An 11593-nucleotide genomic window follows, 5' to 3' on the forward strand; every position below is an offset into this window, starting at 1 on the left:
GAACGCCGGTCAGTACGCCGAGGCGGCGTTCTCGGCGAGGACCGCCCGCAGCCGGGTGGTGCGCGACTGCGCCTGGCGCTCGGCGACGGCCTGGACGAGCGCCGGGCCCGCCGCGTGCACCACGGACAGGTGCCGCTCGCCGCGGCCGAAGGCGGTGTAGACCCACTGCCGGGTGAGCGCCTGGGCGGCGTCCTCCGGGACCACCACGACCGCGCCCGGCCAGCGCCGGCCGACCGCCTGGTGGACGGTCAGCGCCCAGCCGTGCCGCAGCCGGGCGGCCTCGGCCGGCGGGACGGTCCGGTGCGAGCCGTCCGCGTACTCCAGGTGCAGACCGGTGGCGTCGCCGTCCAGCACCCGGGCCGGGCGGGTGACGCCGGGGGTGGGGGAGTCGACCACCCGGTCGCCCGGGTCGAAGCCGCCGAACCGGCCGGGGCCGGGGTTGAGCCGGGCCTTGGCGGCGGCGTTCAGCGCGCGGGTGCCGGCCGGGCCGCCGTGGCCCGGGGTGAGCAGCACCACCTGCTCGGCCGGGATGCCCAGCGCGCGCGGGATGGAGTCGGTGAGCAGCTGGACGGCGCGGTGGACGGCCTCGCCGGCGTCCTTGGCGGTCAGGATGACCACCTCCTTGTCCGGCGCCTCGACGGGCTGGAGCTCGCCGATGCCGACACCGGAGACCAGCTCGCCGATCGGGCCGAAGTCCGGGGTGCGGGAGGCGACCGCCGGGCAGGCCTTGGCGGCCAGCAGGTCGGCGAAGACCCGCCCGGGGCCGGCCGACCAGAGCTGCCCCGGGTCCCCGCTGAGCACCAGCCGGGTGCCGTCGGCCAGCGACTCCAGGACGACGGCGGCCAGGTCGACGTCCAGCAGCGGGGCGTCCAGCACGACGAGCAGGTCCAGGGCGAGCGTGCCGTCCGGGGCGCGGCCGGGGCCGGCGGCGCCGGAGAGCAGCTCGGCGAGGGTGACCACGGGGGCCCCGGCGCCCGCCTCGGCGAGTGCGGCGAGGGAGTCCCGGCCCTGGTCCGTCCAGGTGGCGGCCCAGGCCCGCAGCCCGAGGCCGCGGGCGGCGGCGACCAGCGCGGCCGGCTCGGCGCGGGCCGCCTCGCCGCCGGTGTGCAGCACCAGGGCGTGCTCGGCGACGGCCTTGATCAGGGCGGTCGCGGAGGAGGACGACGCGGCCTCGGCGGCGGCCGCCCAGGCGGCCGGGCCGGGGGCGGCGGGGGGCTGCTGGGCGGAGCCCTCGGCGGCCTCCGCCCCGGGCTCCGCGTGCTCGGAATCGTCGGCCTCCCCGGCCTCCTCGGCATCCTCGCCCGGCACGAAGGTGGCCATCAGCTGGAGCAGCTTCTCGGCGAGGCTGTCCTCGGCCATCGCCAGCCCCGCCAGGGCGAGCAGCGTCCGGGTCGGCGCCTCGTCCTCCTCGTCGCCCCCCGCCGCGTGCGCCTCGGGGCCGGTCAGCTCCTCCTGGAAGGACAGCACCCGCCCGTCCTCGACGGAGGCCTGGATCGCGGTGGCCGGCTCGGGCATCCGGAGCCGGTCGAGCCCGACCGCCACCTCGGCCAGCTCCAGGGCGGAGTGCCCGCGCAGCGCCGCCTGCTCCAGCAGCCACGGCACCAGAGCCCGGGCGCGGCGCTCGTCGCCCGGGCCGGCACCGGCGCCGAGCAGCTCCCGGGCGAAGCCGTCCGCGTGCTCGGGCCGGACGCCGGGCAGGCCCAGCACCGCCCACGGGTCCTCGCGCAGCCGTGCGGGCGCCTCCTCACCGAGCGCGGCCACGGCGGCGGCCGCCAGGTCGGCCGGGGCGCCGCCGGCGGTCAGCACCTCGACAGTGGCGCGGAGCACCTCTTCGCGCTGCCGGTCGGACACCACCGGGGCGGGGGCGGCCGGGGCGGGGACCCGGGCCGGAACGGGGGCGGCCGCGACCGGGGAGGCCGGAACGGGGGCGGCCGGGACCGGGGCCGCGGCGGCCGGCTCCGGCTCCCCGGGCTCCGGCTCCCCGGGCTCCGACCCGCCGGGCTCCGGGGCCTCCTCCGTCGGATCCTCCTCAGCCGGGGCTTCCGCCATCGAGGCCTCCGCCCGGGCGGCACCCGCCCGTGCGGCACGGTCCGCGGCGTCCTCCGGCTGCATGCCGCGGATCCGCTGGGCCAGCTCCGCGAACTTCGCGGCCTTCGCCTCCGGGGTCAGCTTGGCCCCGGCGGTCACCTCCGGAGCGCCGTTCCCCGTGTCAGTCATCGTCGTCCGCTCCAAAGGTCACTCCACTGCAGGTTCTGCTCGACGACCCGGGCCGGTGGTCACAGCTCCGTCCACCCCTGGTCCGGGTAGTGGTGCACCGGCGACGAGATGTCGTCCAGCGCACCACGGATCTCATCCGGAAGCGTAAGCGCCTCCACCGACAGCGCCGACTGCAGCTGGGCCACCGTCCGGGCCCCGACCAGGGCGCTCGCCACCCCGGGCCGGTCCCGGACCCAGGCCAGCGCGACGGCCAGCGGGGTGCTGGCGAGCCCGTCGGCGGCGGTGGCGAGGGCGTCCACGATCCGCCGCGAGCGCTCCCCGAGGTAGGGCTGGACGAATCCGGACAGGTACGGCGAGGCGCCGCGCGAGTCCTGCGGGACGCCGTGCCGGTACTTGCCGGTGAGCACCCCGCGCCCGAGCGGCGAGCCGGCCAGCACGCCGACCCCGGCGTCCAGCGCGGCGGGCAGCGCCTCCCGCTCGATGCCGCGCTGGAGCAGCGAGTACTCCAGCTGCGCCCCGGCCAGCGGCACCCGCCCGTGGTGGGCGTGCTGCCAGGCGGCGGACTTGGCGAGCTGCCAGCCGCTGAAGTCGCAGACCCCGACGTAGCGGGCGCGCCCGGAGGAGACGGCGATGTCGAGGGCGCTGAGCGTCTCCTCGACCGGGGTCACCGGATCGAAGGAGTGCACCTGCCACAGGTCGACGTAGTCGGTGCCGAGCCGGCGCAGCGAGGCGTCCAGGGCGGCGAGCAGGTGGCCGCGCGAGCCGTCGAAGCGGCGGGCGGACTCGGGGACGCTGCCGGCCTTGGTGGCGATGACGAGCTCGGAGCGGGGGACCAGGCTGTCGGTGAGCCGGGAGATCAGGTACTCGGCGCCGCCGTCCGCGTACACGTCGGCGGTGTCGACCAGGTTGCCGCCGGCGTCGACGAACTCCTTGAGCTGCTCGGCGGCCTCCTGCTCGTCGGTGTCGCGGCCCCAGGTCATGGTGCCGAGGCCGAGTCGGGAGACCTGGAGGCCGGTACGGCCGAGGTGACGCTTTTCCATCGGACGGGCCCTCCACTGGCCGGTGGCCCCGGGAGCCCCGGCGGCCCTGTGAACGCGCAGGTGGGGAGAGCGCTCCCCACGTCGGCTGAGCGTAGCGGCCGGTGCGCGGAGAGAGGTGCAGACCCGCAGAACGATCAACAGCACCGGTGTGACCGGATCCACCCCTACCCGTCAGTAGCGTGTTCGGTGCGGGCACGGTTACCCTCGCGACCAACCCCAACCCACTGGAAGGTGCGGCAGATGCGACTCGGGATCAACCTCGGCTACTGGGGACTCGGCATGGACGCCGACAACATCGCCGTGGCCCAGGAGGCGGACCGCCTCGGCTACTCCGTCTGCTGGGCGGCGGAGGCGTACGGCTCGGACGCCGCGACGGTGCTCAGCTTCGTCGCCGCGAAGACCGAGCGGATCGACGTCGGCTCGGCCATCTTCCAGATCCCGGCGCGCACCCCGGCGATGACCGCGATGACCGCCGCGACCCTGGACACCCTGTCCGGCGGCCGGTTCCGGCTCGGCCTCGGCGTCTCCGGCCCGCAGGTGTCCGAGGGCTGGTACGGGGTGAAGTTCGACAAGCCGCTCGCCCGTACCCGCGAGTACGTGGAGATCATCCGCAAGGCGATGTCCCGCGAGCGCCTGGTGCACGAGGGCGAGCACTGGACGCTGCCGCTGCCCGGCGGCCCCGGCAAGCCGATCAAGCTCACCGTGCACCCGGTGCGCGAGCACATCCCGCTGTACATCGCCGCGATCGGGCCCAGGAACCTGGAGCTGACCGGCGAGATCGCCGACGGCTGGCTCGGCATCTTCTTCTCGCCCGAGCACGCCGCGCTCTCCCTCGACCCGCTGACGGCCGGCCGGGCCAAGGCCGGGAGGACGCTGGAGGGCTTCGACCTCTGCCCGACCGTGAACCTCGCGGTCGGCGAGGACATCAAGGCCGGGGCCGACGCCCTGCGCTCGTACGCCGCGCTCTACATCGGCGGCATGGGCAGCAAGGAGAAGAACTTCTACAACCAGCTCGCCCGGCGGATGGGCTACGAGCAGGCCGCCGACGAGGTCCAGGAGAAGTACCTCGCCCGGGACTACGCGGGCGCCGCGGCCGCCGTCCCGCACGACCTGATCGACGCCACCTCGCTGATCGGCGACACCGCCCGGATCGCCGACCGGATGCAGGCCTACGCCGAGGCGGGCGTCACCACGCTCACCCTGGCCCCGGCCGGGTTCACCCTGGACGAGCGGATCCTGGCGCTGCGCACCGGTGTCGAGGCGCTGGAGCGCGCCGGACTGGCCTGACCGGGGCCGGGTGTCCGAGCGGCCCGACCGCCTGTGGTCCGACCACCGGAGCTACAGCCAGTCGTGCCGCTTGAACACCCGGTGCAGCACCAGGCAGACCACCGTCATCAGCACCAGCACCGCCGGGTACCCCCAGATCTGGTGCAGCTCCGGCATGTGCTCGAAGTTCATCCCGTAGATGCCCGCGATCATGGTCGGTACGGCGGCCAGCGCCGCCCAGGCCGAGATCTTCCGCATGTCGTTGTTCTGCTGGACGCTGACCTGCGCCAGGTTGGCGTTCAGGATGTCGGACAGCAGCCGGTCCATGCCGTCCACCTGGTCGTTCACCCGGGCCACGTGGTCGGCGACGTCCCGCAGGTAGGGCGCGGCCTCGGGACGGACGAAGCGGGCGCCGCGCTCCAGGGCCAGCATCGGCTCCAGCAGCGGGCCGGTGGCCCGGCGCACGGACATCACCTGGCGCTTGTAGCCGTAGATCCGTCCGGCGGTGTCGCGGTCGACCCGGGAGGGGGAGAAGATGTCCGCCTCCAGTTCGTCCAGGTCGGTCTGGAGCCCCGCGGCCACGTCCATGTAGCCGTCGACGATCGTGTCGCAGACCGAGTGCAGCACCGAGCTGGGCCCGTAGCGCAGCTGTTCGGGGTCCTGCTCCAGGGCGGCCCGCAGTCCGCCGAGCGGGCTGTCCTCGCCGTGCCGGACGGTCATCACGAAGTCCGGGCCGAGGAAGACCATCACCTCGCCGACCGTGACGACGTGCCCGCCGGGGTGGTAGCCGAGGGTCTTCAGCGCGACGAACAGCGAGCCCTTGTACGCCTCCACCTTGGGGCGCTGGTGGGCGCTGACGGCGTCCTCGACGGCCAGCGGGTGCAGCGCGAACTCCTGGCCGACGCGGTCGAGTTCCTCGGCGGTGGGTTCGAACAGGCCTATCCAGACGAAGCCGTCCGGACCGGCCGCGCGGGCGGCGGCGAGCGCGCCGGCCAGGTCCTCGGGGGCCTCGATGCGGCGGCCGTCGTGGTAGGCGGCGCAGTGGACGATCATGCGGGCCATTGTCACCCGAGCGGGGCCGTCCGGCACGGATCCGGGGGATTCCGGTCCACCGGCCCCCGGCGGCCGGGGCGGTGGCGGACCCGGCCGCCGCGGGCCGGACGGGCGGTAAAACCGGTCTCCACGGCCGGGCCCGGAGGCCGTAGGCTGACCCCATGCCCACCCTGCTGCTCGTCCGTCACGGCCGCTCCACCGCGAACACCGCCGGAATCCTGGCCGGTTGGACCCCCGGCGTGGACCTCGACGACACCGGCCGGGACCAGGCCGCCGCGCTGGCCGGCCGACTGGCCGGCATCCCGCTGGTGCGGGCGGTCAGCAGCCCGCTGGAGCGCTGCCGGCAGACGCTGGAGCCGCTGCTGGCGGTCCGGCCCGAGCTCGGGCCGCCGGCCGAGGACGAGCGGCTGGGGGAGTGCCACTACGGCGAGTGGACCGGCCGTCCGCTGGCCGAGCTGGCCAAGGAGCCGCTCTGGCGCACCGTGCAGGACCACGCCGCCGGGGCCGCCTTCCCCGGCGGGGAGTCGCTGCGCGAGCTGAGCCACCGCACGGTGGACGCGGTGCGCGAGTGGAACCGGAGGATCGCGGACGAGCACGGCGAGGACGCGGTCTGGATCGCCTGCTCGCACGGGGACGTGATCAAGGCCGTGGTGGCCGACGCGCTCGGGCTGCACCTGGACCACTTCCAGCGGATCAGCGTCGAGCCCTGTTCGGTCACCGCGATCCGCTACACCCCGCAGCGGCCCTTCGTGCTGAGGATGGGCGACACCGGCGACCTCGCCTCGCTCGTCCCCCGGCCCGGCCCGGCGGCGGCCACCCCGGCCGGCGACGCGGTGGTCGGCGGCACCGTCTAGGCCGCGCCTCCGACGGGCCGTCCGGGGAGGCGCCGTCCGTGGCGGCACCGTTCGCTTCCCCGGGTGCCACCCCGCCCGCGGCCGTCGGCTCGGCTCCCCGGCCGGAGCCCGAAGGTCGTAGGGTGACTAGCGAGTCCATCCGGCCGCGGCCCGCCCCCCGGCGGAACCGCGCCGACCGACACGATCCGGAGCGAGAGCGTGCCCCGTCAGGTCTTCTTCTACGACCAGCCCGAACGGTTCGTGGCCGGCACCGTCGGCCAGCCCGGCGCCCGGGCGTTCTACCTTCAGGCCAGCGCCCGGGGCCGGATCACCAGCGTGCTGCTGGAGAAGACCCAGGTCGCGGCGCTCGCCGAGCGCATCGAGGAGGTCTTGGACGAGGCGCTGCGGCGCAGCGGCGGCGACACGTCCATCCCGGCCGCCGCCCCGAACGACCTGCTCGACACCGCGCCGCTGGACCTCCCGCTGGAGCAGGAGTTCCGGGTCGGCACCATGGCCCTGGCCTGGGACAGCGTGGACGCCTGCCTGGTGGTCGAGGCGCAGGCGCTGGTCGAGGAGGAAGAGGAGGAGGACGCCGCCGAGGCGGCCTTCACCGACGACGAGAACGGCCCGGACATGCTGCGGGTGCGGCTGTCCGGCGCGATGGCCCGGGTCTTCGCCAAGCGCGCGCTGGACCTGGTCGCGGCCGGCCGCAAGCCCTGCCCGTTCTGCAACCTGCCGCTCGACCCGGAGGGCCACCTGTGCCCGCGCGCGAACGGCTACCGGCGCTGAACACCGACACCCCGCCACAGGCCGACCCGACGGCCGCCGCCGCGCTGGCCGCCGACGTGCCCACCGCCCTCGCGCTGCTGCGCCAGGGCGGGCTGACGGTGCACGGGCGGCTCACCGACGCCTCCAACGCCGCGCTGTACTGCACGGTGGCGCACGGCTCGCTGAGCGCGCAGGCCGTCTACAAGCCGGTCGCCGGGGAGCGCCCGCTGTGGGACTTCCCGGACGGCACGCTGGCCGGCCGCGAGGTCGCCGCGTACGAGCTGTCCGCCGCGACCGGCTGGGCGCTGATCCCGCCGACCGTGCTGCGCGACGGCCCGCACGGGCCCGGCATGCTGCAGCTGTGGGTCGAGCCGGACCCGACGGCCGAGCCGCTGCTCGCGCTCCAGGACCCGCGCGGCCCGGAGGCGGGCTGGCTGCCGATCGTCCGGGCCGAGGTCGAGGGCGGGCGGACGGCCCTGCTGGTGCACCACGACGACCGGCGGCTGCGCCGGCTCGCCGTCCTGGACGCGGTGCTCAACAACGCCGACCGCAAGGGCGGCCACCTGATCCCGGCCGCCGACGGCCGGGTGTACGGCATCGACCACGGCGTCACCTTCAACACCGAGGACAAGCTGCGCACCCTGCTCTGGGGCTGGGCCGGCGACCCGCTGCCCGCCGAGGCGCTGGAGGTGCTGGCCCGGCTGGCCGAACAGCTGGACGGCGAGCTCGCCGAGCGGCTCGCCCCGCACCTGACGGCGGCCGAACTGGACGCCACCCGGGCCCGGGTGGCCGCGCTGCGCGGCTCCGGCCGGCACCCGCTGCCGCCCGAGGACTGGCCCGCGATCCCCTGGCCGCCGGTCTAGGCCGGGTCCGACGGGTCCGAACCGGTGCCCGAACCGGTGCCCCGGAGCGCCGGTGGTCCGGACCGCTCGTCGAAAACGGCGGCAGATGGTCTGGACCTGTCCCCGGAACAGGTCGCACACTGCTCCGATGGATGTGCGACGGACGACCCCCACCCCCCGAACCACGCCGGACCTGCCGTTGCACCGGTTACAGGTCCCGCTGCCCCAGCTGCTCCCCTTCGCCATCGGCAGTTTCGACGCGATCGGCCCGCTCTCCCGGGCCGGCTTCCCCCACCGGCACTCGTTCTACGAGATCGTCCACGTCACCGGCGGCCACGGCGCCCACGTCCTGGACCTCGTCCACCGGCCGCTGGCGCCACCGCAGTTGTGCGTGATCACGCCCGGCCAGGTGCACTACTGGGCGGACGCCGAGGAGTTGGTCGGCCGGGTCGTCCTGTTCAACGAGGACTTCCTGCTCGGCCACCCCCAGGACCTCGCCGCCCTGCGGGCGCTGGCCACCCGCCCGGCCCTCGCGCTCGGCGACCAGGCCGACGCGGTCGCCGCGCTGCTCGCCGACATGGAGTACGAGTACCGGACCAGGGGGCCCGGCTACCAGGGCGTGCTGCGGGCCAGCCTGCACATCCTGATCGTCCGGGCGCTGCGCGCCTGCGCCCCGGCCGACCGCCCGTCGGTGCCCGGCCGCCCGGCCGAAGTGGCCGCCGCCTTCACCCGGTTGATCGCCCGGCCGGGCGGGGTGCGGCACTCGGTGGCCTCCACCGCGCAGGAACTCGGCGTCTCCCCGGGGCACTTGCAGACCCTGGTGAAGCAGGCCACCGGCCGGACGCCCGGCGGTCTGATCCGCCGCCAGCAGACCTTGGAGGCCAAACGGCTGCTCGCCTGCACGGATTTGACGATCCGTCAGGTCGCCAAGGAGGCGGGTTTCGTCGACCCGGCGTACTTCTGCCGGTTCTTCCGCCGGGAGACCGGGATGACCCCGGGGGAGTTCCGGTCCAGGGTCGACGGAAATCACCACGATCCCCGGATCATGTCCATCGCGGTCGCACCGGACGGCCCGTAACTTTGCTGGTGGCCACCGGTGGCCGGTCCGGCGCGCACGGACGGGCGGCCGGTCCGGCCCTTGTCATGCCCCCACCATGGCAAGGGCCGCCCCCACCCCCCGCCTCACGATAAGGAGACGGCGCATGCCCACGCCCGACGGCATGATCAGCCGCAAGACCGTCCTCAAGGCCGCCGCCGCGCTCGGGGCCGCCCCGCTGCTCGTCGGCGGCGGGGTCGCACTGGCCCGGGACCAGATCGGCACCGGCGAGCCGCTCGCCCTCACCCCCGAGTGCCACGACGGCGACGCCCCCACCATCGAGCAGACCGAGGGCCCGTACTTCAAGCCCAACTCCCCGCTGCGCAGCTCGATGGTCAACGACGGCCCCGGCACCCGCCTGGTCGTCAGCGGCTACGTCTTCGGTCGCGCCTGCCGGCCCATCTCCGGTGTGCTGCTGGACTTCTGGCAGGCCGACGACGGCGGCAACTACGACAACAGCGGATACACCTTCCGCGGCCACCAGTTCACCGACGCCAACGGCGCCTACAAGCTGGACACCATCGTGCCCGGCCTCTACCCGGGCCGCACCCGGCACATCCACGTCAAGCTCCAGGCCCCCGGCCGCTCGATCGTCACCACCCAGCTGTACTTCCCGGGCGAGCCGCGCAACAACACGGACACCATCTACGACGCCCGGCTGCTGATGAACGTCCGGCAGAACGGGTCGACCCGCGAGGGCAGCTACGACTTCGTGCTGAACGTGGCGCAGACCCCGGGCACGCCGAGCCCCACGCCCACCCCGACCTCCACCTCCACCGGTGGCCCGACCACGCCGCCCGGCGGCAGCTGGGCCGCGGGCACCTCGTACAACGCGGGCGACCGCGTGACCTACTCCGGCGTCTCCTACACCTGCCTCCAGGCGCACACCGCCATGGCCGGCTGGGAGCCGCCGAACGTGCCGGCCCTCTGGCAGCGGTCGTAGCGGCTCCGGCCGCTCCACCCGAGGAGCCGGGCGCCCGGTCGGCGGCAGGGCCGACCGGGCGCTCACCCATGCCCGGAGCCGGGTGCGGGGGGCGTACACCACGCGTTCCGACAGCGCCGGATCCGTGCAATACCAGTCGGGAAACTGTCGGGCAACGGTTGGAAACGAATCCAGTCGATCTTTCGTACTGGTTAGGCTTTCAAATGTTCGCAAGGTTAAAGTTGTTTCCATGCATGCCTGGCCCGCCTCCGAGGTTCCCGCCCTGCCTGGTCAGGGGCTCCCCCTCCGTATCCACGACACCGCAGCGGGCACAGTCCGGGAGGTCGTGCCGCAGGACGGCACCGCCCGGATCTACGTCTGCGGCATCACGCCCTACGACGCGACCCACATGGGCCACGCCGCCACCTACAACGCGTTCGACCTGGTGCAGCGCGTCTGGCGGGACGCCGGTCACGACGTCCTGTACATCCAGAACGTCACCGACGTCGACGACCCGCTGCTCGCCCGCGCGGTCGAGACCGGCCAGGACTGGACCGCCCTCGCCGAGCGCGAGACGGCCCTGTTCCGCGAGGACATGACCGCGCTGCGGATGCTCCCGCCGGCCCACTACATCGGCGCCGTCGAGTCGATCCCGTGGATCGTCCCGATCGTGCAGAAGCTGCTGGCCTCCGGCGCCGCCTACCACGTCGACGGCGACATCTACTTCTCGGTCGACGCCGACCCGCGCTTCGGCGAGGTCTCCGGCCTCACCCGCGAGGCCATGCGCCCGGTCTTCGCCGAGCGCGGCGGCGACCCGGACCGCCCCGGCAAGCGCAACCCGCTGGACGCCCTGCTCTGGCTGGCCGCCCGCCCGGGCGAGCCCGCCTGGGACACCGAACTCGGCCACGGCCGCCCCGGCTGGCACATCGAGTGCGTCGCCATCGCCCTCCGGTACCTCGGGATGTCCTTCGACATCCAGGGCGGCGGCAGCGACCTCTCCTTCCCGCACCACGAGATGGGCGCCGCGCACGCCCAGGTCGCCACCGGCGCCCACCCGTACGCCCAGGCGTACGTGCACGCCGGCATGGTCGCCCTGGACGGCCACAAGATGTCCAAGTCCCGCGGCAACCTGGTCTTCGTCTCGGCGCTGCGCCGCGAGGGCGTCGACCCGGCGGCGATCCGCCTGGCGCTGCTCTCGCACCACTACCGGGCCGACTGGGAGTGGACCAAGAGCACCCTGGACGAGGCCGTCGAGCGCCTCGCCCGCTGGCGCGCCGCGGTCTCCCGCCCGGACGGCCCCTCGGCCGAGCAGCTGCTCGCCGAGGTGCGCGAGGCGCTCGCGAACGACCTGGACGCGCCCGCCGCGCTGGCCGCGGTCGACCGCTGGGCGGACCGGCAGGAGACCGAGGGCGGCACCGACATCGGCGCTCCCGGCCTGGTGACCCGCACCGTGGACGCCCTGCTCGGCGTCGCGCTGTGACCCGGGTGCGGTAGCCCCGGCGCCGGGGCCACCGCACCACACGCCGAAGGGGCGTCAGGACCACGCGGTCCCGACG

Annotated in this window: 10 protein-coding genes; 7 read left to right on the plus strand and 3 right to left on the minus strand. The window is 74.9% G+C overall.

The genetic code is table 11. From position 1 onward, the window contains the following. Nucleotides 1–9: 9 nt before the first annotated feature. Nucleotides 10–2217, minus strand: coding sequence for a helix-hairpin-helix domain-containing protein (locus ACFRQN_RS36735; RefSeq protein WP_380744881.1), 2208 nt, complete (start codon nucleotides 2215–2217; stop codon nucleotides 10–12). Between the two features lie 59 nt (nucleotides 2218–2276). After that, complete coding sequence (locus ACFRQN_RS36740) at nucleotides 2277–3257, minus strand: aldo/keto reductase (protein ID WP_074002315.1); 981 nt, start codon at nucleotides 3255–3257, stop codon at nucleotides 2277–2279. 240 nt (nucleotides 3258–3497) lie between these two features. Here ACFRQN_RS36740 and ACFRQN_RS36745 point away from each other — a divergent pair, with 240 nt between their 5' ends. After that, nucleotides 3498–4544, plus strand: a complete 1047-nt coding sequence (locus tag ACFRQN_RS36745) for an LLM class F420-dependent oxidoreductase (protein WP_380744883.1) — start codon at nucleotides 3498–3500, stop codon at nucleotides 4542–4544. A gap of 51 nt (nucleotides 4545–4595) precedes the next feature. Here the strand turns inward: ACFRQN_RS36745 and ACFRQN_RS36750 are convergent, their stop codons facing one another. Then, complete coding sequence (locus ACFRQN_RS36750; protein ID WP_049650995.1) at nucleotides 4596–5576, minus strand: magnesium and cobalt transport protein CorA; 981 nt, start codon at nucleotides 5574–5576, stop codon at nucleotides 4596–4598. Between the two features lie 161 nt (nucleotides 5577–5737). Between ACFRQN_RS36750 and ACFRQN_RS36755 the strand changes: the two genes are divergently transcribed. The 6 genes from ACFRQN_RS36755 to mshC all read left to right on the plus strand — a co-directional run bounded on the left by ACFRQN_RS36755 (nucleotide 5738) and on the right by mshC (nucleotide 11517). Next, nucleotides 5738–6430, plus strand: coding sequence for a histidine phosphatase family protein (locus ACFRQN_RS36755; protein WP_380744885.1), 693 nt, complete (start codon nucleotides 5738–5740; stop codon nucleotides 6428–6430). Between the two features lie 198 nt (nucleotides 6431–6628). Then, nucleotides 6629–7198, plus strand: a complete 570-nt coding sequence (locus ACFRQN_RS36760) for a DUF3090 family protein (RefSeq protein WP_049650988.1) — start codon at nucleotides 6629–6631, stop codon at nucleotides 7196–7198. A 44-nt stretch (nucleotides 7199–7242) separates the two neighbouring features. Further along, entirely contained in the window at nucleotides 7243–8040 is a 798-nt protein-coding gene (locus ACFRQN_RS36765; protein WP_074002602.1) for an SCO1664 family protein, read from the plus strand. A gap of 178 nt (nucleotides 8041–8218) precedes the next feature. Beyond that, on the plus strand, nucleotides 8219–9097 hold the full coding sequence (locus ACFRQN_RS36770; RefSeq protein ID WP_049650987.1) for an AraC family transcriptional regulator: 879 nt from the start codon (nucleotides 8219–8221) through the stop codon (nucleotides 9095–9097). Between the two features lie 124 nt (nucleotides 9098–9221). After that, nucleotides 9222–10058, plus strand: a complete 837-nt coding sequence (locus ACFRQN_RS36775; protein ID WP_049650986.1) for a carbohydrate-binding protein — start codon at nucleotides 9222–9224, stop codon at nucleotides 10056–10058. A 229-nt stretch (nucleotides 10059–10287) separates the two neighbouring features. Then, nucleotides 10288–11517, plus strand: coding sequence for a cysteine--1-D-myo-inosityl 2-amino-2-deoxy-alpha-D-glucopyranoside ligase (gene mshC / locus ACFRQN_RS36780; protein WP_049650985.1), 1230 nt, complete (start codon nucleotides 10288–10290; stop codon nucleotides 11515–11517). Nucleotides 11518–11593 lie beyond the last annotated feature (76 nt).

Source organism: Kitasatospora sp. NPDC056800 (assembly GCF_042789775.1).
In the GTDB taxonomy this organism is placed as follows: Bacteria; Actinomycetota; Actinomycetes; order Streptomycetales; family Streptomycetaceae; genus Kitasatospora.

What these genes read in the sequence shown, in the direction of transcription:
- ACFRQN_RS36740 (WP_074002315.1), bottom strand. Translation starts at nt 3,257, where the DNA reads ATGGAAAAGCGTCACCTCGGCCGTACCGGCCTCCAGGTCTCCCGACTC.
- ACFRQN_RS36745 (WP_380744883.1), top strand. Translation starts at nt 3,498, where the DNA reads ATGCGACTCGGGATCAACCTCGGCTACTGGGGACTCGGCATGGACGCC.
- ACFRQN_RS36735 (WP_380744881.1), bottom strand. Translation starts at nt 2,217, where the DNA reads ATGACTGACACGGGGAACGGCGCTCCGGAGGTGACCGCCGGGGCCAAG.
- ACFRQN_RS36750 (WP_049650995.1), bottom strand. Translation starts at nt 5,576, where the DNA reads ATGATCGTCCACTGCGCCGCCTACCACGACGGCCGCCGCATCGAGGCC.
- mshC (WP_049650985.1), top strand. Translation starts at nt 10,288, where the DNA reads ATGCATGCCTGGCCCGCCTCCGAGGTTCCCGCCCTGCCTGGTCAGGGG.
- ACFRQN_RS36755 (WP_380744885.1), top strand. Translation starts at nt 5,738, where the DNA reads ATGCCCACCCTGCTGCTCGTCCGTCACGGCCGCTCCACCGCGAACACC.
- ACFRQN_RS36775 (WP_049650986.1), top strand. Translation starts at nt 9,222, where the DNA reads ATGCCCACGCCCGACGGCATGATCAGCCGCAAGACCGTCCTCAAGGCC.